The organism is Affinundibacterium danionis, assembly GCF_042432465.1.
Lineage (GTDB): Bacteria > Pseudomonadota > Gammaproteobacteria > Burkholderiales > Burkholderiaceae_D > Undibacterium > Undibacterium danionis.
The window spans coordinates 1-20,595 of sequence record NZ_JBHLXJ010000035.1 but is presented as its reverse complement, the minus strand read 5'-3'; the positions used below and the strand labels follow the sequence as shown (position 1 = coordinate 20,595).

Sequence of the window (20,595 nt, the reverse complement as noted above, 5' to 3'; positions counted from 1 at the left end):
TTTCAATCTTTCATGCGGTGAACAATAGTGAGACTAGACGGAACTTCGCCTGACTTATCTCGTGGAAATGGCTGTGATTTGTCAATCGCCTTTTCTACAGCTTCATCAAACGCTAAATTACCTGAAGATTTTGTTTTCTTAACCGGCCCTTTTAAAGACCCATCAGGAAATAAATTAATCACAAATTCTACAGTGGGATTATTAGCAGAAGCGTCGTTCACCAAGTAAATGGTATTTGCTTTGATCTTCGCCGCCACTTTCGCATTGTAGCTGGGGTCACCTCGATTATTACCAGTCGATTTGAGTGCGTCACCGAGGCCGCCGGAGCCCGACTTTACTACTTGGCCGTTCAAACGACGCATATCTTCTTCAAAAATTTTATCTCGCGCTGCTTTTTCTTTCGCCAATTTTTTCTTATCGAGTAAGTCTTTTTCCAACTTCTCTTTTTTCAATTGCTCCTCAGCTAATTTCTCTGCTTTCTTCTTCTCTAACTCAAGTTCTGCAATTTTTTTCTTTTCTTCTAATTTACGTTTTTTTTCTTGCGCGAGTGCGATCTCAGGATCTTCTTTGACTTCTTCCTGCTGTACTGGTTTGGGTGGTTCAACTTCTTTTGGAACCTCTTTTGGTATTTCTACTGGCACTTCGGGCAACGGTGCTGCTTGACGTACTGTCATATCCCACACTTCAGCTTCAACAGCAGTCGACTCCTGACTCTGCCATTGCACGCCTATCCAAAGAAAGGCCAATAGAAATAAGTGCACCGCGGTCGCAAGACCTAAGGATTTCCATTCTAAAGTCTCATTTCGAGCGACACTGGGCATAGCGTTGTAGGTAAATTCTGTCATCACTTCTTTAAACCAATTGGTAGGCGGATCATTCCGCAGATTTTGCCCTAGCAGGCATCAAGCCGCGACTTGCCATTTTCGCGTGATTATAAACCCTCTTCTAAGAGAAGCGGGACTAAGCGAGCAGACTAAGGAAGATCACTCTATATCGTCGCGAGAGATGCTACCGTAAGTCGATTCTAGCGATGCTAATTAAAACAACTCCTAGGCTCATTAATTAAACGAAAACTTGTATTTCATATCAAGCGAATTATCAGTACCAAAACTACCTATCATTCGGATTCTGCGCGTCAACTGCCAGCTCAGCTTGAGCGCACCGCTAGCATCCGATACACCACGCTCTACCGCCAACACCAAACCGGGACGCATGCGCCAGCCTATACGTACTACTTTATCATTGGATGAAGCACCCACATCGGTCGCCCCTGCAACCGTTTGACTTGGCAATTTGGATGCGCCGCCATTCTCTGAGGGCCCGATACTAAACTCATCAAAGCCTAAACCTTGCACCAACTCTTTAGGAATATTGCGGCTACCATCACCACCAAAAATTGCGCCAGCCGCGGACAATAACAAAGAAGCGTCCGCGCTTCCAACTTGATCTGCTTCGCGTCCTAATACCAGCCATGATAATTTGTCGCTATCGGGCACATTAGGCTCCGAAACTAATCGTACGACAGGATTGGCGACCGTGCCAGTTACATCCACACCCGCCTCTACCGCCAACCCTTTTCTCAAAGCGCGAATATTCAAAGAGGGATTACCAGGAGCACCCTGAAAATTCAGAATGCCTCGCTCTATTTCTAATTGCTGCCCGTAACCTTCATATTGCCCACCGTTCGTAGTAATCGAGCCGCTCGCATGAATTGGTGAACTGTCGGTACTACGCAAACGCAAAGTACCAGACAACGCAGTATTTAAGCCACGACCAACAAATAGAAACCGCGACCCCACATCAATCTGCAAATCTAACTTTGTACGAAAACTCTTTTTATTCGCATCTTGCGCTTCATCATCTAGCGTTAGCCCTCTAGACACGACGACATCGCTAGACAAGCTGGGTGGCGGCATCTTGGGCAATTTAAAATAAGCTGCATCGGCCTTCAATTTCCCAGCTAATCCCCACACATTATCGAGCTGACTAATAGTCGCTTGACCGCTAACGACCAGCCAACGGTCTTTTCTCTGCAGCAACGGAAACGTCTGCCAATCCGCCTTAATAGCACCTGCCTGCGTATGCCAATTTACTTCGCCACTAGCATTAAACTCACCTTGTTTACCCGTCCAATTCAAGTCTTGAAATTGCTCAAGTTTGGGCACAAAGGCGATCTTATTTGAGAAACGTAAATGAGCTAATCTGAAAGTTTGCTCATTCAGCTCAGCTTTTAACTCACCATTCGGAAATAACAATCCTTCCGAGGCAAATGCAAATTCTAAACCCTTCCCTTCAATATTCGCTTTATACAAGGGTTTATCAAAACTGCCAGAAAATTTTGCATCGACATCGAGCGCACCTTTGAGTGAAAATTCAGAACTAAACTGGCTGACCAGCCATTGCAGTTCCGGCACATTGGCACGCAATTCAGCCTGCATTGGCGCATCAGAGGTAAAAGTCCATTTGCCGTCCAACTGACGTATTTGCGTATTTAGGTTTGCAGTCCAACTTCCAACTCGTGCGCCGTTTGCTTGCAATTGGATACGAATTTTTTCAGCATCGGTCCCAGCCAAAAGTCCTGCGGAGTTCAACACAAGCTGAAAATGGCTCAAACCCAAATCCATTTTTTGTCCGGTGCCATCCGCATCCAACACTTGTAAATCACCGCGTTGACGTTCAACACTAAGCTGTGCTCGCAAATGATCTTTCAGTTGCAAGTCCCACTGGACGCCCAATTTTAAATCACCACCAAACCGATCTTGCGGCTGCACTAACTGCAAAACATCAAGCAAAGGCAATCCATCAACACTACCTTTAGTCAGCATGGAATGTGGTGTCCATTCAAAATTTTGCAAACTAATTTGCCCCAAGCTGCCAGCCAACTTACCTGCACCAACACTGATTTTTTCAGCGCTCAACTCTAGAGGAATTGTGTTTAGCAAACTCAGATCTACTTCATTTGGATGAGCAAGGATATTCGTCGCCTTAACTTGTTTTGCGCTCGGATGTGTTACGGGATTCAAACCTGGATTCAAACTTGGAATCAAACCTGATAGCTGTACTTGCTCCAATTGCCCACGCCACACAGGGGATGCGAAACGGCGCAAATCCAAGGCACCACTGGCTTGCATTTTCAAATGACGCACCGGAGTAAATTGAGCTGTCGCTTGTAACTTATGAGCGTCACGTTGCCCTTGCACTTGCAGATTAAGTAGGTCTAGCCAATGACGCCTCTTGGTTTCAGGACTGGTTGGCGTATCGCCAGCATTCTTCGCCAAAGTGATATTACTGCTTTCAAGGTTTCGAGCGGTGACACTAATATCTATTGGTCCCGAGCTACTTGTGCCGAGATTGAAATCAGCGTCGACTTGCCCTACCCGCAAACCGTCCGGCAATTTTATTTGCGCCGCAACGAACTTTCCTTTGACGGTCAGCGCATTCAGCTTTCCGCGCACATCGGCTTCTAGATTTGCTTTTCCTCCCAAAGAGAAGTTGGTCAATGTCTCAAATAGGGCTAAATCTTCCGCTTGCAATTTGACTTGTAAAACGTCATTGTCGTTACCTAATTGGCCTTGTGCAGTCAGTACGTTCGCGCCCCAAGATAAATTCAATTGCCCAACTTTCAAGCCCGTGAAATGTTTATCTTGTTGCCAATCTACTTCTGCAACCCCCATCAGCTTATGCCCATCCAACTCGCCAGAGAGATTTGGCAAACCTAATTGCAATTGCAATTGGGGTAGCACGCTGCCGTGTACATGTAATTCGGTGTCAATACGTCCTGTTGGTAATTTAGCCCATTGAGCAGGATTAAATTGCTCTAATTTCGCAGTCATTTTGAACGCTTGCTTGCCGTCTAAATTAAACTCGGCATTACCAGAGAAACGAGACTGCTCCGCCTTCAATTCAAAATTATTTAAACTTATTAGGCCGCCATCACCACGTTGATTCCAAATAAAATTGCCATCAGCAAGTAAATTCGCATGAGGATCACTGAGCTGAGCTTGCACATCGATACGACGATCTGCCTTACTTTCCAGCGCCAGTTTCCCCTTAATCTGAGTGCTTCGAATGCGACTATCAATTTGCGCCAAATTAATGTCACTCAACAAAAATTTAGCGTCAAACTGTGGCAGCTTGCCATTTCCCCACAACAGATGCGCATTACCTTCTAATTTTCCATTTCCCACTTCCAGCAGCTGATTGGTCAGTTGCAATTGTTGATCTTGCCAATGCAGTTGGGCACGCAAAGTCCGTACAGGAATTCCATTTTTATCCCAGGTTTGAGGAGCGCTATTATTAACTTGGATGTGTCCAACTAAATTGATTGCTGAATTGGTTGCTGGTAAATTCGTATTTTTTGGTGCTTCCGATTTTTTCTCAAGATTTTTTTCAAGACGAGTGCGCAAAGATTTATCGGAAGTAGCTGACGACACGGGCGATGGCGCAGCGCGCACGGCAATATTCATAGACAGCATGGCTTGCGGTGCTGCCGCACTTAACCATTGTGGATCAAGATGTTCAACCTGTACTTTGGCGGCCTGTAGAGGCATTTTGGCGAATGGCGCCACACTCACATCCACCGCAACACTCGCATCTTGCACGCTATTTTTTTGTGCACTCTTTATCTCGCTCTTTGGCGCACCTTTTACAGAACTGTCAACGGAATGCAAACCCTGATTCAATGTAGAAGCAAGTGAATGTGCTTGCAAACGTAATAATTGCAAATCACCAGACAACTTGCCCTGCAAAGAAATCGCAGGCAGTGCCTGTCTAGCTTGCCCTGTATAGTCGACATCAGCATTCAATTGAAAAGGAGCGCTCGTTTGCATCTCTCCCTTAAGTGCGAGTCCGCCCCATTCTGACTGTAAATTCAATACCAATTGATGCAGCGCCTGCGTACTATGCACACTGCCAGAAATCGCATTTAAGCTTAGCTTGATCTGCTGTTTTTGATCCTCAACATTTCCCGTGGCTTTATCACCTTGCAACTCAGCTACGCTGAAACGTCCTATTGCCAATTGTTGGATATCAATTGCGAGCGGCAATTGCAAATTTTGCGGTAGTGTAAGTGGCTGCTTGTCTGGCACACTTGCTAAGCGTATCGCACTCAGCTTCAAAGATTGAATGACGAGTTGCTGGTGCCACAATGCTGAAGGTGACCACTCTAAATCGAGACCACTGATACTCACATGCTGAGTTGCGCTTCGATAAGTTAGCTCATCAATGTGCAATTGGTCGGCCAAGCGCCCCTCAACACCAGAAAAACGCACTTGTTCACCGCTCAAACTTTGCAGGCTTTGTAGCAAAAATCGCGTACCGGACTGGGTCTTTAAGATCCACACCGACATCAGCGTGATACTCAACAAAAGTACGAAGAGTAAGCTAAGTACTGCGAGAAAACGTCGCCAAAAACCTTGGCGATACTTGGCTGGCCTTGTGTCAAGCGCGGATGTGGATGCTGGTGCAACTTCCGGTACAATCGTATCGGGCGACACGACAGTAGTCGTTGTAGAAGAGAGTTCTTCAGAGACTGGATTGGATGTTTTATTCTGAGTCATACGCTCGCACCCAACTAAAAGGCAATCGCAATTGAAATATCCAAACGCGCTTTTCTTACTTGGCGACCATACGCAAGATCCAATGCAATTGGGCCTGCGGGTGTTTTGATCCTGGCACCAAAGCCAATACTTTGCTTACTATCTAGTGAGCGCCAATCTTTTGCCGCATCTCCCACATCGACAAAAGCGGCCACACCCAAACTCTCATTACGCCAATGTACATATTCGATACTGGATGCTGCCATCACTTGTCCACCAAGCACCGCCTCACCACTTTTAACACCTAAACTTTGGTAGGCAAAACCTCGCACCGTGGTACTCCCACCAGTACGGAATAGATAATTTTCTGGGATGCCACCATCACCATTACTAAATACTTTGCCGAATTCTGTGCGCAACAAGATACTATCGCGCTGCCCTACTGGGAACCAATATTGATACTTGGTGTACAAACGCACAAAGCGCTGATCCGAGATCAATGCTTTATCAGAAAAAGCCAACTCCAACTGCGCTCTTTGTCCTTGTCTCGGCGCAAAAATATCATCTACATCACGCCAGATCCAACCGACACTTCCAACTAAAGCGCGGCTTTTGCGTTGCAGCTCTTGGCTACTACCATCATTTTCGACGACTTTTTCCTGCGTATAATTAAGACCCAAAGACTGCTCTAGCTTACCGTGAGTCGTGGTTCTTTTCACCCCCACCGCTGAGCGTGTTTGCAGTAATCCTTCAACATTGAGACGATCAAATAAAACGCCAAAAGAATCTAGTCGATGTTGATCTTGGGGCGGCAAAAAAACATCTGCATAAGATAGTTGCCGTTTCTGCTCCAAGCGAATCGCCCCTCGCAAATCCCAAACACGATTAGCAATATTTCGATCACGATAACTCATTTCCGTTCTGAATCCGGTACTAGAACTATAACCGGTTCCAAAGCCCAAATCGCGTGTTTGACGCTCATGCAAAGTCAGCTCTATGGGCAAGGCCGATGCTTTACTTTCCTCCGGCTCCACATTCAAAGCCACGGTAGAAAAATAAGCCGAATTTTGCAAAGCGCGCTGAAAATCAAGTAGCTGCGAACTAGAATATGGTTGTCCGTTTTTGGGGGGATTAAATCGATCGATAAGCCAAAGCGGATAGCGATCCAGACCTGACACTTGTAAATCACCGAAGAAAAATTCAGCACCACTATCAATGTCCAATTCGAGCACGGCAGTGTCAGTTTCGGCATCAATGTTGGCACGACTATCCACTAAAGTCGCGCCTGCATAAGTCAAGCTGCGCAGGCTTTCCAAAATTGCCGTCTTTGATTGACTCCAATCGCTCTGTCTAAATGCAGCCCCCCGCGGCAATCCCCACTCTTTTACCAAACGCTCGTAATGTTCCACCGCAGCGGGTTTCTGTGCGCGCACATTGGCCATCAAACTACCGGTTAAATTAAACACCACCTCTTTAATCACGGTGCGCTTTCCGGCATCGATCTTTACCTCCAACCGAGTTTCATCCGCATTTTTTTCAAATACTATTTGCGGAGAAAAATATCCCTCCGTTGCGAGAATTGCGGATGCATCCTTCTGCAGCTTACGCAAAAAACTAGGCGTCACAACTTGCGCCTCCGCATTCGATGCGAACACGGGCATGTGCTCTTCCAGTAAGTCGGCTAGTGCGGTTGGTTTAAGCTGTAAGTACACGCGGGTCGTTCTGACAGCAACAACAGGAAGCTCAATCGCGAGCTGTGCAGTTGGCGTGATGGTTTGGGCTTCCTGCTGCGCATTGACCGGCTCTGCAATTAACCAAGTGCACGCCAACAAGCTGATCATGCAGTTCACACGACAACGAGCGGATCGCACTCGCTCGGTAATTCGTGACGGCAGATTTTTACAAACAATAGGCATTAAGTCGATATCTGAACAATGTAGGACACAAGTTTGTAGAGCGCATAATTACCTAAAACTCATATTGGAAAATACTCGGTTCAAAATTATTTGGTTGCTAACCCTACCCGATTAATACCCAATTTTTTCGCTTCAGAAATAACTTGAATGACTTCATCATATTTAATTTCTTTATCCGCCGACACCATAACCGACAACTCCGGTTTCGCCTGATGATATTCCTTGAGTTTCTGCATTAATTGTTTGCGATCTTGTGCAGTCTCTTTTGACTCTTGCTTACTATTTCCGTTGCTACTGCCTTTGGTCGTTATGCTAATCGTTGCAGAGGCATTGGGACTCAAAGCGATTTCTATATAATCGGCTGGCGGTTGAGTTGACTGGCCAGCCGTTGGTAGGTTGATCACGCTAGGATTAGTCATAGGTGCAGCCACCATAAAAATCACCAACAACACCAACATCACGTCGATATACGGGACGACATTAATTTCGGCTTTAAATTTGCGTTTACGTTCGCCACGAAGAGAACTCATTTCTACTTGCCGCTTAGCGTGATTGTCGCTGCAAAATATTTGAGAACTCTTCAATAAAAGTTTCAAAACGAATCGCTAACCGGTCGATATCATGGGAATAACGGTTATATGCCAACACTGCCGGAATCGCAGCAAACAAACCAATCGCGGTTGCGATCAAGGCTTCGGCAATGCCAGGTGCGACCGCACTCAAAGTCGCTTGCTGCACATTGGCCAAGCCACGGAAAGAATTCATAATGCCCCAAACGGTGCCGAGCAAACCAATGTAAGGCGATACTGAACCGACCGATGCGAGGAAAGACAAATGAGATTCCAAATGATCCATTTCACGTTGATAAGAAGCACGCATGGCACGACGTGCGCCATCTAACATCGCGCCCGCATCCAGACTCGCCTTATTGGCAGCTTTCACCTTGTGGTATTCGTTCATGCCAGCCTCAAAGATACGCTCCAACGCACCCGTTTTATCGCGACTACCTCGATGATTGGCAACCGCCGCCTGGTATAGCTCAACCAGATTTCCACCGGCCCAAAAATTACGCTCAAAATCCTCGGTTTGTGCACGGGCTTTTTTGATAGCAAACATTTTGCTGAAGATATAGTTCCAGCTAGTCAGTGATACCAGCAATAAAATTGCCATCACAATTTGAACTAAGGGTGAGGCATTTAAAATTAAAGCGGAGAATGAAAGATCGTGGGTAACTGTCATGATAATTTCTACGAAAACACTACTATCTAAAATGCCTGGCAAAGTTTCACAACGATGACAGAACTAATTACTGATTTTAATGAAGACTAAACTTTATTCGCAAATAGCTGAGGATTCATCAATTTCAAAATGGGACTGGGAATAGGCATAGGTCGCCATTGATCCATATCTACACAACAAGCGGTAACTTTAGCACTCGCCAATAAACGTTCACCACACCACACTTCTTGCAAAAAAACGACCGACGCTCTTCCCGTTTTTTCGATCTGTGCGGTCACCGAAAGTTCATCATCCAAACGTGCGGATGCATGATACTCGACTGCAGTCGCTTTGACGACAAACAACGCACGGAATTCATCCGCCATTTGCTTTTGATGAACGCCCAGCGCACGCAACCACTCGGTTCGTGCTCGCTCAAAAAACTTTAGATAATTCGCGTAAAAAACGATACCACCCGCATCGGTATCTTCATAATACACACGAACAGGCCAACTGAACGTATGAGACTTATCAAGTGTATTTATCATCACTACTTCTTCATTATCTAGCTATCAAGGAATAACGTAAGGAATAAGCTTTCAGGCGCTTGCGCATTAAGGATAGAGCTGATTACTCAACCAACTCTTGACCTACTTTGAACACTCAAAAGACATCAATTGCGCTGTATCGCCAAAGGCCCAAAGCCCTGACACATAGGCATCATTTCTATGTAATTGATATTGACATGAGGCGGCAAGGTAGCAATCCAATACGCCGTTTCCGCGATATCAAGCGCAGTTAATGGCTCAGTACCTTGGTAAACTTTCGCAGCTGCTACATCATCGCCCTTAAGTCTGACATTAGAAAACTCCGTACCACCACAAAGTCCAGGTGCGATATTGCTAGCGCGTACGCCGGTACCGATCAAATCGGCACGCAAGTTTAGCGTAAATTGGTCAACGAATGCCTTAGTCGCGCCATACACATTGCCACCTGGATAAGCCGTTGAACCAGCAATCGAACCAATATTCAAAATCACACCATTTTTGCGCGCTATGAAATGAGGTAACAAGGTATGCGTCATACGCACCAAGCCCTTATTATTGGTATCAATCATGGTTTCCCAATCATCCAAACTCGCGCTTTGAGCTGGGGCAACACCCAAAGCCAAACCAGCATTATTGATTAATACATCAATATCACGCCATTCAGCAGGCAAACTCGTCAACATCGACGCAATGGAAGCTTTATCTGTTACATCCAACTCAAGGCCTAGCAAAGCACTGCCCAATTCAGCTTGCAATAACTGCAATTTATCTATGCGGCGTGCCGCAGCAATAACTCTATGGCCAGTTTGGACGAATTTGCGCGCCATCGCTTCACCGAAACCTGAACTTGCGCCTGTAATTAATACCAGCATTTAGCTTGCCTCTAACACTTTCTGATAAAAACGCCATTTTAAAGCTTTTTACTAAGACTGGCTGCGTTTGAGCATCTTATGTCCCAGATAAAGATGCTCTCAACGCATTACCTATCTCGACTACTTGAATCTACGCAAAGAACCACTAGCCTATTCCACACCAGCAGATTCATTGTGTATTTACACTCGATTCGAAAGCAGTGTTTACCTTTAGGTAACTTGCCGAAACACCCCTCTTCACGTAAAATTCGGGCACCATTTTGTCTCACGCAACTGGCGAAAATGCAGCAATTTTTTATCCAAAGATTGTCAGCAGAAGATGGAGTTCCATCGTGAAGCGTGAGATTTGCAGAGTCAAAGATGTCGATTCTGGCCGTACGCCTGGGTATCCCGATGGTAAAAGTGATTGAGGCTTGTATCCACAAGTTTGCGCATTTTTACAGATCAGCCCCAATCTAATTTTTCATTTTTTACGTTTTTTCTACAGGAAACCCATGTTCTCCAAGAATCATACTCTCGCCAATATCGATCCAGAATTGCTCGCCGCGATTCAAGCCGAAAACCTTCGTCAAGAAGAACACATTGAATTAATCGCCTCTGAAAACTATACCTCACCAGCGGTCATGGAAGCGCAAGGTTCGCAATTGACCAATAAATACGCAGAGGGTTATCCAGGCAAGCGCTACTATGGCGGCTGCGAACACGTAGATGTGGTTGAACAGTTGGCAATTGACCGCTTAAAACAACTGTTTGGCGCAAACTTTGCCAACGTACAACCGAATTCAGGTTCACAAGCAAATCAAGGCGTATTTTTTGCATTACTCAATCCTGGCGATACCATTATGGGCATGAGCTTGGCAGAAGGTGGCCACCTCACGCATGGCATGTCTTTAAACATGTCTGGCAAATGGTTTAACGTAGTCTCTTATGGCTTGAATGCACAAGAAGACATCGACTACGATGCGATGGAAAAATTAGCACGCGAAACCAAACCAAAACTGATCATCGCTGGCGCCTCTGCATTTGCACTGCGCATTGACTTTGAGCGCTTTAGTAAAATCGCTAAAGAAATCGGCGCTTATTTCATGGTGGACATGGCGCATTACGCTGGCTTGATTGCTGCAGGCGTTTATCCTAACCCTGTTCCTTTTGCTGATGTTGTCACCTCCACTACGCACAAGAGCTTGCGCGGTCCACGTGGTGGTATTATTTTGAGTAACGATGAAACCATCGCTAAAAAAATCAATTCAGCGATTTTCCCTGGCCTACAAGGTGGCCCTTTAATGCACGTGATCGCTGGCAAAGCCGTTGCATTCAAAGAAGCACTCACACCAGAATTTAAAGCTTACCAAGAACAAGTCGTTAAAAATGCAGCAGCGCTTGCCAACACATTGACAGAACGCGGTCTGCGTATCGTATCAGGTCGCACTGAATCGCACGTGATGTTGGTCGATTTACGTCCTAAAGGTTTAACGGGTAAAGAAGCTGAAGCAATCTTGGGTTCTGCTCACATCACATGCAACAAAAACGGCATTCCAAATGACCCACAAAAACCAATGGTGACATCCGGCATACGTTTAGGTAGCCCAGCATTGACGACTCGTGGCTTCAAAGAAGCAGAAGCTATTAAGATCGGCCATTTAGTCGCGGATGTTTTAGATAACCCAAATGACGCAGCAACCATAGAACGTGTAAAAGCTGAAGTCAAAAAATTGACCTCTGCCTTCCCTGTATATGGCAATTAATTAATGTATAAAAAAGCCACTCAGATGAGTGGCTTTTTTTACGTTAAGTTTTACCCATAAAAATAAATAAAAGACTGATGCATACCAAGATAAACCAAACATTGGCAGGAGATATTTCATGAAGTGTCCATACTGCCACCACGTAGATACCCAAGTTATTGACACCCGAATTTCTGAAGAAGGCGACAGCATACGCCGCCGCAGACGTTGCGCCAGTTGCGACAAACGCTTCACCACTTACGAACGCATAGAATTAGCCATGCCTGTCATCGTCAAGAAAAATGGCAGCCGCTCAGAATACGAATCTTCTAAACTACGTGCTAGCCTCATGCTAGCTTTGCGCAAGCGCCCGGTATCGGCCGAAGCAGTCGACACTGCAATTCAAAGAATTGAAGAAAAATTATTAGCCAGTGGAGAACGTGAAATTGTGTCAGGCCACTTAGGTGAGTTAGTCATGCGAGAACTAAAACGCTTAGACAAAATTGCCTACATTCGCTTTGCTTCGGTTTATAAGAGTTTTGAGGATGTTTCTGAATTTGTTGAGGCGATTCAGGAAGTGAAAAAGAAGTAACACCTAAATTTTGTAAGAATTTAAAGTTGAACGTAAAAAAGGAAAATATTACTTTTCCTTTTTTTACATTTACTCAAATACAAATTTATTTATTCCACCTTATTTATTCCAGCATAAATCTTGTGTCTTAGAGGCACCCAAAGTACCAGTAATTGTGCGCTGACCAAAATTATTTACCGTAAAAGTTGCACAAGGATCTCCAGCCATCTTATTGACAGGACGCGCATCCAAAGAATATGTCCTCGCAGTTCTTGGTGAAGCTGGGCTAAACTCCAATTGATATTGGACTTGTGTCCCCGTCGAATTCTTAGGTGACACCAAATTTGGCAATACAGGTTGAGTACCCGACAGAGAAACTAGATACGAATTATTTTCCGTATAAAAGCGTTCCATGTACTGGGCATTTTCCATTAAAAGGACACGTACATCAGAGCGCTTACCTCGATTCATATACTCAACAAGACCTGGGTAAGCCACGGCCGAAACCACACCTAAAATAACGACGGTAATCATTGCTTCTATCAGGGTAAAACCATCACTAAGCTTTCTTTGTCGCTGTTTCATCGCACATCCTTCTTTTTTAAAAACACATTGTAGCTTATGTGTCAACAAGGCTCAAAGAAAATCATTCTTGAGCCTTGCATCACCAGAAAATTACTGACGACCAATCAATTGACGCCATAAGCGTGTGGTTGGAATCAGCTTAGACCCTTTACTTGGAGTCCCAGTGCTATTGACTAAAGCGCCGTCTTTCGAAGCCGCTTGATACAACTTCAAATTACGATTGCCTGTACGGATCACGGTGGTTCCTAAAGTCGAGGCACTCAAACGACCACTCACCATCGCATCAGAAGCATTGATCACGCCATCGCCATTGGTATCAATCGTTTGATAGCCAAGCGCTGCGCCGTTTAACGCACTAATTTGAATAGTCGCTGACAAACTGTCATTTGCGCACAAATCAGTACTGATGCCAGGTACCAAAGTAGTAAATATTGCCTGATCTTCAAAGATATTCGGGTCAGTCACTAAACGCTCTCCCGACTTCTGATCCAAGGTAACATACCAGCCACGCTTAGTATTCCAATCGACTGGATTTTTAGTCACTTGATAAAAATTACTCAAATAAGTCGACAATTTTTGTTGCACTAATTGAGTTTTAGTCACACGAGATGCCGCGGCTCTATCCCAAATACCATACAAAGTTTCAAGATCGACCGTTGCAGCATCATTATCTTCAAAAATCTTTCCACTACCAAAGACCACCATAAAACCATCTGTCGGGTGTTGATAAAGCTGAGGCTGGGTGGTAATTGGTTGTCTGCGACCACTACCGTCAGTAGCATTTGTTGCAACAAATAAAGGATTTCCTGCGCCAAAAGCCAAGCTCGGTGTTGTAGTACCGCTCGTTGTCTTGAAATCAAATTTCCACAAGTTACCTTGAATGTCACCAGCATAAACCGCTGCAATAGTGGACTCAGAATCTAACAATAGCTTAGGAGTTGATAAGCCGTTCGGTGAGCCAGCACTGCCAACGCCTGTTGAAATACGATATAAGACATTGCCATTATTCAAATCAACTACATACAACATCGCAACACCATTAATGCTCGAAAAGCCATTTCCAAACACAGTCACCCAACGCCCATCTTTAAGACGACCAATTTGAGGAATACCTATCGTATAACCCAAATTATCATCGCCTGTTGCTGATATTTCCCATTTCACATTATCTTTAGTAAAACTAGTTGGATCTGTAATATCCAAAGCATAGACAGACTTAGCGCCAGCGCCAGTCGTCCCCACTAAAATAGTTTTCCACGGACTTGAAGGATTAGATCCCAAAGGTGCATCACCTATAGCTGGCGTTCCGTCAACAAAGAAACGATGCACATAATTGGGCTTTGCCAACTCAGGCATATTGCCAATCACCGCTTTTGGCACAAAAGCAAAACGCTCAGTTCCACCAGATGCAGTATTCGTAGCATCGAATGCATGCAACATACCATCATTACTTCCAACATAGACGGTAGGTGCTCGTCCTTTTTTCTGATTCAAATAGCTTTGATAAACCGTTTTACCGTAAGATCCTGCCGGTAAAAACGAATAACCATGATCTTGTCCTTCAGCAACATATTGAGGATCAGAGTTAACCAAATCCCCTAGCCAATAAGAACGGCGTCTAAAAAAATCACCTTCTTTAGTTGAATCACCGCGAATAAAATTAAAGATATCGCTTCCAGAAACTTGAGTACCGTTGCCATAAGTTGATGCTGAAGTATCAAATTTTGCCTTGTCCGCAGAAAACAGATTAGCATATGTAAAATCTAAACCACCGGTACCCGAAGCAGCGCTAGTCACGATGTTTCTGTTTGCTGGCACTGGTTTTTTTAAATCAGTATCCCAATCATTAGTTGGTGAAACCGTTCCATTCGCAGGATCAGCGGGATTACTTGTATTATAAAACACAGATTTCTGTTCGAGGCGACCAGACCAATCTCCAGTGCGGTATGTAGCTGTATAAAGCTTTACTCCTGCCCCCAGAGTATTGTTTGAAGTCGCTATTGCAGCAGCATCCCCAGAACGAGCAGCAATCTCATTCAAAGCTTGTTTTAAAGCATCGGCAAATTCATTAGGGTCACTTGCACTAAAGTACTTACCACGAGAATTTACCGCTGCATGCCACAGATCATCTACTTTATTAATATCTGCTAAAGTCGGATTTGGCCAAGATTTTGTCCCTGCTTTAAGTGCAGGGAGATCAGTTTCTGGATTTAAAGAACCATAAACCCCCAAACCAACCGTAAACTGTACCAAATGCTGCCAAAACGCGACATCCGTGCCATCACGAGAAGTCGGTACATTATTTGGCATATCGGTACGTAAATCTCTAGACCAGTAATAAAAAGCAATATCGGCCAAAGTGTCAGAGTTAGCAGCGTCCGCGTAAGGCTTTTCAATGTTATATTTATAAGTTGTTCCGGTAGGGCTGGTAATCGTATCGCCAACCTTTCCATCCCAATCGCCAGGTTTAAACGCACCTTTATCACCGGCGCTCCAATATCCATCCGTCATCAAGATATTAAAATTTTGGCGACATGACGCTTGTTCAGATGTACTGCCAACTCCAAATTTCGTCTGCCATGGGGAATTGATCCCTGTATAACCACTCACATTACCCATAAAGTACTGACCGACTTCATCTAAGGATTTAATCAGTGGAGTGCCGTTGGCATCAATTGGTTTAGTGTATAAGGTATTGATGAAACTCTTTTTATTAGCATCGGAAAAGTCATCGGAGATACGACTAATTAAAGTCTTTGTCGTATTAATTGTGCCAAAACCGACGCGCAAATTACTTGCCTGACTCGCAAATGCAGTTGCACTGCCACCACGCGCCATTAAAATCCTAGAACGGTAGTACTGGAACCAATTAGCGAAATTTTGCATTTCCTCGTCGTAAGAGCAGGTTGTCGCAGCGGCAATACAATCTGTGCGGGTAGCAGCTTTAGCATAAGTAGAGGGTGTTGTCTTAATCTCGATCCGCGTAAAACAATTCAAATTGCTAGTCGAAATATTCGCCCCGGTACATAAAGGATAGCTCGCGTGCTTAGTTGGGCGAGGAGCATATATATAATAGGTGGCAGGATAGAATGTCGCTGCAGCTGCGGTTGATGGTGCTGTAGTAGAGTCATCGCTCAACCAGTGGGCAGTCCGGGTTGCATTCACCGTCAGATTCAAGACATCAGTATTTGAACCGCCGGCGGGCGCAACTGGATTAAATTTTGCTGCTGTCTTATCAGCAGGTGCCATAGGCAATCCATAAGGATTATTTGAGTCAATCTTAGAAGGATCTACCCACGGGTCATAACGTACTGCGGGATCGTAATACATTTTATTGGTCACAGCAGTGCGCCAACGAGCAACCGTAATATTGTCATTAAACCCCATTACCGTGGCATTACCCCTGCCGGAATAACCTTTCGTTGGCGAATATACTTTATTACTATCCACAGTATTTTCCGCACCGGGAGGCGGAAAAGTGTAACGGACAGAACAATTAGAACCAGAGCAATAGCTAGCAATGCTAGTAGTAGTCCAAGTTTTACCCGCCACTCCGCCATTTGCTAAATCCCTACCGTCTCCAAATGGCGTCAGACTTTCAGGCATAACCTCAAACATCATTGAACCGGAATCATCCAAGGTATAAAAAACATTTGGCGGCACATTTGGTTTAACCAACGGGGGTAACTGAGAAATACCTGCGTTAGCACTCAAAGGCAACAATACTTGAGCGGATGCAAGTAGCAGTGCTAAAGGACGCAATAAACGATTTGACATGCGCATCATGGTAAACCTCGTAAAAAAACGTTCACTAAACTTGTACAGAGTTACAAGTGACTAAAATATTAAAAATTTCCACAGCGAATTGTTTCTTGCAACCAAACTACTGCATTTTCACTTTTCTCACTTGGTGTCGCATCAATTTTGGGGCCTGCACGTGCGGTTATAACCCACGCCGGCTGTCTATTCCCATTCGCTGGATTTAGGCGCCACTCTTCTATCAGGCAACGTGGCTGGCTTGTGGCATCAAGTCCTGAAATAGCATTGGGCCCTGTATCGGGAAGCTGCTGTGAAATGCCACCTGCTTTCCAGTTATTATCATCTCGCCACTGTGTTGGAGGTCCTGCCCCAGGATTCGGATCTGGAATAAATTTAGATTGATCTTTAGCAGTGCACATCGTCACAGAACCTGCTGCAAGATCCAGAAAACGCTCACAAAAACGCAAAGCCTTTTCCGCGGCCTGAAACGACAAATTTTGAGTACGCAAATTAGCTGTGATCTTTTCATCGAGTGTCGATCGCTTAATCGCTGAAACTGCTAGCAAAGTCATCACTATCAAAAAAATCATACTGATCGCTAAAACAAAGCCTTTTTCATGACGTGATCTAGGGATGGAATAATTACGCATCAGGTTGCTCCCGTTGAACGACTGCGAATGCTAATCGTAGTTGAAAAGACGCCACGTAAACGATTGTCAACAGCGGTTACCAATGTGTCATTGCAATCTCTATATGTCTGCTTCTCCATGGCAACTTTATCATTGGTAGATCTCATTACCAAACATATCTTTAACGACACAACCGAATTCCAATCTGTCACAGAATTCGCAGGAATGTAACGATCTATCGTTTGCCCATCATTGTTCGCGATACCATAAACCACTCGCATCTGCTCAACATTCTCGGCGACTGGCTGAGGTGGATTTACTAAATTAGGAGCTCCTTCTGGAGTATTGCCGTTGCCCTGACAGTACAACTCAGGTACGCCATTATTCATCCGAACGAAAAATCGATTATCCACCACGTATTTATCACCGCCAGCGGGCTTTTTACCTTCAGCTGGAGTGCTCCTAATCACCAAGGCTGCACCCAAACAATCTGTCGGAACAAAACCAGCGGTGGTGTTTGCACTATCTCTATCAACCACATAACTAACACGAAAAGCATCAGCTCCCACACCAGCTGCACACGGTATTGGAGACACAGTACTGGAAGGATCTAGAAAACCACCTGCGCAACCTTGAATCGCATTAACACTCTTACCTTCAGAATTCGAAAAATCCGTATAAAGAGTTGGATACGTTTCATTAACAGAGGTTAAATTATCTGCCGATTTCTCTCGTACACCAGACTCAATGGTTAACAAAAGATTTCCATAGCCCGCCATACGTACATGATGGGCGATCAAATTTAAAGCAAGTCTTCCTTCATCGTCCAAACGACTCTTGTCATCAGTGGCCCGGTAAGTTTGACGATTCACAGCAAACAAAGAGGTTAATGCCAATACAATCATTAGACCTATCGTCAAAGAAATCATTACCTCTACCAAAGAACGTCCATCGCTTCTCTTTAGAGTTCCTAATTGAACATACATAATCTGCCTCATACGGTAAGTCTCACGGTAAAGCATCTAATACCCACTGGGGCTGCAACTGCAGCAGGGCAAGTGGCATCAACCGCATTGAGTGTTGGCTCTTGCCACATTACCGTTATATCAAATGTAGACACGGCTGCACCTGCAACTGGCACAGCGTAACCAGCGCCACCAGCCAAGCGTCGTTGCAATCCGCGCTGCCATTCAGCCAAATCATAGGCTGCAATTTGATTGGTATCACACGCGACTGCTGGCGGAGCCAAAGTGCAGTTACTTGCAGGGCTATAAGTGGCAGCTTGCTTGGTCACGTAATTACCAACAGATGTGTATTTAGCCTCATTAGCTGCTCGCTCTCCAGCGAATAACTCAGGTAAGGTGTAGACAAAATTCGCACGCATCCTGTCACCGAGGTCATAGGCTGCTTGCACCGCCTCAGAACGTTGGCTTGCGGTTTTTTGAAACTTTAACGCATTCATCTGCATGCTTGCTAAGCCTAACAAACCGATGGCGATAACAACAATTGACACCATAATTTCGATTAAACTGGTACCATTTTGCTTTCGTTGAGTTTTCAACATTTCTCCTCCAGACTAGCTACATGTTGGCGCTTTTCCGATACGCGCACGACCACCAATTCCAATACAAACCGCCCGATCCAAAGCCGAATAATCGGAAGGACCTGCAACAACAAAATTGACAGGAACAGCTACCTGACCAGTTGTATTAAAAGCGACAAAATTTGCCCCGTTGCTCGGCAAAATCGATCCCTCAGTAGTATCTTTCAATATCTGACCTTGAACACGAATTAAAACTTCAGCAGGCTCTTTGTTACTATTATTATTATCGTCAACAAATAGAATCCACCCTTGTGCCCAACCTAAAGGTGCCGGAGCCAAATCACATGTCGCAGCAGGGCTATCTGCATTAGAACTTTTACAAAGAACAATACGAGCACCACGCTTGAGCGCTTCAGACCTTGCCAATAATATAGTCGAGTGAAGAGAACTCGCCAAATTTGAACTGCGACTAGACACCATCATGTGCCTGTAGGATGGAATTGCAATACTAGAGAGCAAGCCAACGAGCGCCAGCACCACCAATAATTCAATTAAAGTCACACCAGAATATAGTCTCGTGCGAGGCATATGATATTTCATCTAGCTCTCCATTTCTGTTAAGTTACACCTTACTTTAACAGATAAGGTAAGCGCAATTACTTTCGGATGAGTGGAATTCATTATTGGATAATCGGAGTGCGACGAAATATAGATTTGCAGCACTGAAATTGATAGGTCTATTTGTTTACACACAGACGATCATCAACTCTTGCACGCCCACCTGAAGCGAGGCACAAATATCTATCATGCGAGGAATTTAAATTGCTTTCCGGTCGCCGAATTGTAAATCGCATGTAACTACCAAAAGTCTGACCAGTAGGAGTGAATGACAAGTAACTGCGATTTGGTGTTGGAATAATTGCACCATCTGCGGGTCGACTAAAGATCGCAGACTGTACTTGCACCAAAGCGTCTCGACTGGAGAATTTTTTGTCGGAATCCTGATCTACAAAAATTATCCAACCATCTCCCCAACCTGCATCACTTCCTTCAACACCTCCATTGGATGTGCAGGAGGGCGTCACAGTATTTGGATTAGTACTACGACAGATAACAACATTTTTATCACGTTTAATTGCCTCTGCTCTGGCTAGTAAAAGAGCCGCCTGTAAAGTTGTCGTAGCAGCAGAAATTCTAGATTTAGCAATCAAATCGCCAAAAGCTGATACCGCAGTAGCCGCTAACCCGGCCACTAGTACCATAACTATCATCAATTCAACTAAACTAACCCCACAATTAGTGAATCTAAAGATCCGTCGCATAGAAGGCCTCGTAAAATATACAAATAAATATAAATTTAGTATAAATATAAAAGTACTTTTAAAGCATATTTTAATAATATTTGTTGTTATTTTTTAACCAATATACAATAGAATTAATCAGAAAAAGTCGTGCCAATAAATCATTCAAAAGAATGATAAATAAGAAAAGATGCAATACGGCCGCTGGGGGAAGTCAAACTAGACCAAGCAGTTATGCTTGAATGGAGAAGTTAATTTTCGGTGTTATAAAAAGCAAAAGCCCCAAGTTCAGAGGAACTTGGGGCGATGCGGAATAAAAGCCTGACGATGACCTACTTTCACACTGGTTGCAGCACTATCATCGGCGCAAAGTCGTTTCACGGTCCTGTTCG

16 protein-coding genes and 1 riboswitch are annotated in these 20,595 nt (G+C 44.6%); of the genes, 2 read left to right on the top strand and 14 right to left on the bottom strand.

Features of this window, described 5'->3' with window-relative positions; all coding sequences use genetic code 11:
• Positions 1 to 2: 2 nt before the first annotated feature.
• From tolA to ACFFJH_RS18995, 7 genes are all read right to left on the bottom strand, one after another.
• Positions 3 to 845, bottom strand: a complete 843-nt coding sequence (tolA, locus tag ACFFJH_RS19025) for a cell envelope integrity protein TolA (protein WP_390214640.1) — start codon at positions 843 to 845, stop codon at positions 3 to 5.
• Positions 846 to 1,058: 213 nt separating this feature from the next.
• Positions 1,059 to 5,558 carry a translocation/assembly module TamB domain-containing protein gene (locus tag ACFFJH_RS19020; protein WP_390214639.1) on the bottom strand — a complete coding sequence of 1,500 codons (4,500 nt, stop codon included), beginning with the start codon at positions 5,556 to 5,558 and terminating at the stop codon, positions 1,059 to 1,061.
• A gap of 14 nt (positions 5,559 to 5,572) precedes the next feature.
• Entirely contained in the window at positions 5,573 to 7,378 is a 1,806-nt protein-coding gene (locus tag ACFFJH_RS19015) for an autotransporter assembly complex protein TamA (RefSeq protein WP_390214638.1), read from the bottom strand.
• A gap of 161 nt (positions 7,379 to 7,539) precedes the next feature.
• Positions 7,540 to 7,983 (bottom strand): ExbD/TolR family protein, encoded by a 444-nt coding sequence (locus tag ACFFJH_RS19010; RefSeq protein WP_390214637.1) that lies wholly within the window; start codon positions 7,981 to 7,983, stop codon positions 7,540 to 7,542.
• Between the two features lie 13 nt (positions 7,984 to 7,996).
• Entirely contained in the window at positions 7,997 to 8,692 is a 696-nt protein-coding gene (tolQ, locus tag ACFFJH_RS19005) for a protein TolQ (protein ID WP_390214635.1), read from the bottom strand.
• 86 nt (positions 8,693 to 8,778) lie between these two features.
• The gene (ybgC, locus tag ACFFJH_RS19000) at positions 8,779 to 9,219 is read right to left on the bottom strand and encodes a tol-pal system-associated acyl-CoA thioesterase (RefSeq protein WP_390214634.1); all 441 of its coding nucleotides are present in this window, start codon (positions 9,217 to 9,219) and stop codon (positions 8,779 to 8,781) included.
• 125 nt (positions 9,220 to 9,344) lie between these two features.
• The gene (locus ACFFJH_RS18995; protein ID WP_390214633.1) at positions 9,345 to 10,091 is read right to left on the bottom strand and encodes an SDR family oxidoreductase; all 747 of its coding nucleotides are present in this window, start codon (positions 10,089 to 10,091) and stop codon (positions 9,345 to 9,347) included.
• A 259-nt stretch (positions 10,092 to 10,350) separates the two neighbouring features.
• A riboswitch (ZMP/ZTP riboswitch) is annotated at positions 10,351 to 10,485 on the top strand.
• 100 nt (positions 10,486 to 10,585) lie between these two features.
• Here ACFFJH_RS18995 and glyA point away from each other — a divergent pair.
• Complete coding sequence (gene glyA / locus ACFFJH_RS18990) at positions 10,586 to 11,836, top strand: serine hydroxymethyltransferase (RefSeq protein ID WP_390214632.1); 1,251 nt, start codon at positions 10,586 to 10,588, stop codon at positions 11,834 to 11,836.
• Between the two features lie 118 nt (positions 11,837 to 11,954).
• A complete protein-coding gene (gene nrdR, locus ACFFJH_RS18985; RefSeq protein ID WP_390214631.1) occupies positions 11,955 to 12,407 on the top strand; it encodes a transcriptional regulator NrdR in 453 nt (150 codons plus the stop codon).
• Between the two features lie 99 nt (positions 12,408 to 12,506).
• Here the strand turns inward: nrdR and ACFFJH_RS18980 are convergent, their stop codons facing one another.
• The 7 genes from ACFFJH_RS18980 to ACFFJH_RS18950 form a co-directional block, all read right to left on the bottom strand.
• Entirely contained in the window at positions 12,507 to 12,971 is a 465-nt protein-coding gene (locus ACFFJH_RS18980; protein ID WP_390214629.1) for a type IV pilin protein, read from the bottom strand.
• 90 nt (positions 12,972 to 13,061) lie between these two features.
• Complete coding sequence (locus tag ACFFJH_RS18975; RefSeq protein WP_390214628.1) at positions 13,062 to 16,757, bottom strand: pilus assembly protein; 3,696 nt, start codon at positions 16,755 to 16,757, stop codon at positions 13,062 to 13,064.
• A gap of 59 nt (positions 16,758 to 16,816) precedes the next feature.
• Positions 16,817 to 17,380, bottom strand: coding sequence for a pilus assembly PilX family protein (locus ACFFJH_RS18970; protein WP_390214626.1), 564 nt, complete (start codon positions 17,378 to 17,380; stop codon positions 16,817 to 16,819).
• Positions 17,380 to 18,345 carry a PilW family protein gene (locus ACFFJH_RS18965; RefSeq protein ID WP_390214625.1) on the bottom strand — a complete coding sequence of 322 codons (966 nt, stop codon included), beginning with the start codon at positions 18,343 to 18,345 and terminating at the stop codon, positions 17,380 to 17,382. The genes ACFFJH_RS18970 and ACFFJH_RS18965 overlap by 1 nt, the downstream gene beginning before the upstream one ends.
• An 8-nt stretch (positions 18,346 to 18,353) precedes the next feature.
• Positions 18,354 to 18,923: a type IV pilus modification protein PilV gene (gene pilV, locus ACFFJH_RS18960; protein ID WP_390214624.1), complete on the bottom strand. Its 570-nt coding sequence runs from the start codon at positions 18,921 to 18,923 to the stop codon at positions 18,354 to 18,356.
• A 12-nt stretch (positions 18,924 to 18,935) separates the two neighbouring features.
• Positions 18,936 to 19,502, bottom strand: a complete 567-nt coding sequence (locus ACFFJH_RS18955) for a GspH/FimT family protein (protein WP_390214623.1) — start codon at positions 19,500 to 19,502, stop codon at positions 18,936 to 18,938.
• 137 nt (positions 19,503 to 19,639) lie between these two features.
• Positions 19,640 to 20,224, bottom strand: coding sequence for a GspH/FimT family pseudopilin (locus ACFFJH_RS18950; protein WP_390214622.1), 585 nt, complete (start codon positions 20,222 to 20,224; stop codon positions 19,640 to 19,642).
• Positions 20,225 to 20,595: the final 371 nt, after the last annotated feature.

Coding starts and splice junctions, on each gene's coding strand:
- ACFFJH_RS19015 (WP_390214638.1), bottom strand. CDS start 7,378: ATGATCAGCTTGTTGGCGTGCACTTGGTTAATTGCAGAGCCGGTCAAT.
- ACFFJH_RS18980 (WP_390214629.1), bottom strand. CDS start 12,971: ATGAAACAGCGACAAAGAAAGCTTAGTGATGGTTTTACCCTGATAGAA.
- pilV (WP_390214624.1), bottom strand. CDS start 18,923: ATGTTGAAAACTCAACGAAAGCAAAATGGTACCAGTTTAATCGAAATT.
- nrdR (WP_390214631.1), top strand. CDS start 11,955: ATGAAGTGTCCATACTGCCACCACGTAGATACCCAAGTTATTGACACC.
- ACFFJH_RS18965 (WP_390214625.1), bottom strand. CDS start 18,345: ATGTATGTTCAATTAGGAACTCTAAAGAGAAGCGATGGACGTTCTTTG.
- tolQ (WP_390214635.1), bottom strand. CDS start 8,692: ATGACAGTTACCCACGATCTTTCATTCTCCGCTTTAATTTTAAATGCC.
- ACFFJH_RS18975 (WP_390214628.1), bottom strand. CDS start 16,757: ATGATGCGCATGTCAAATCGTTTATTGCGTCCTTTAGCACTGCTACTT.
- ACFFJH_RS18970 (WP_390214626.1), bottom strand. CDS start 17,380: ATGCGTAATTATTCCATCCCTAGATCACGTCATGAAAAAGGCTTTGTT.
- ACFFJH_RS18955 (WP_390214623.1), bottom strand. CDS start 19,502: ATGAAATATCATATGCCTCGCACGAGACTATATTCTGGTGTGACTTTA.
- ACFFJH_RS19020 (WP_390214639.1), bottom strand. CDS start 5,558: ATGACTCAGAATAAAACATCCAATCCAGTCTCTGAAGAACTCTCTTCT.
- tolA (WP_390214640.1), bottom strand. CDS start 845: ATGACAGAATTTACCTACAACGCTATGCCCAGTGTCGCTCGAAATGAG.
- glyA (WP_390214632.1), top strand. CDS start 10,586: ATGTTCTCCAAGAATCATACTCTCGCCAATATCGATCCAGAATTGCTC.
- ACFFJH_RS18950 (WP_390214622.1), bottom strand. CDS start 20,224: ATGCGACGGATCTTTAGATTCACTAATTGTGGGGTTAGTTTAGTTGAA.
- ACFFJH_RS19010 (WP_390214637.1), bottom strand. CDS start 7,983: ATGAGTTCTCTTCGTGGCGAACGTAAACGCAAATTTAAAGCCGAAATT.
- ACFFJH_RS18995 (WP_390214633.1), bottom strand. CDS start 10,091: ATGCTGGTATTAATTACAGGCGCAAGTTCAGGTTTCGGTGAAGCGATG.
- ybgC (WP_390214634.1), bottom strand. CDS start 9,219: ATGATAAATACACTTGATAAGTCTCATACGTTCAGTTGGCCTGTTCGT.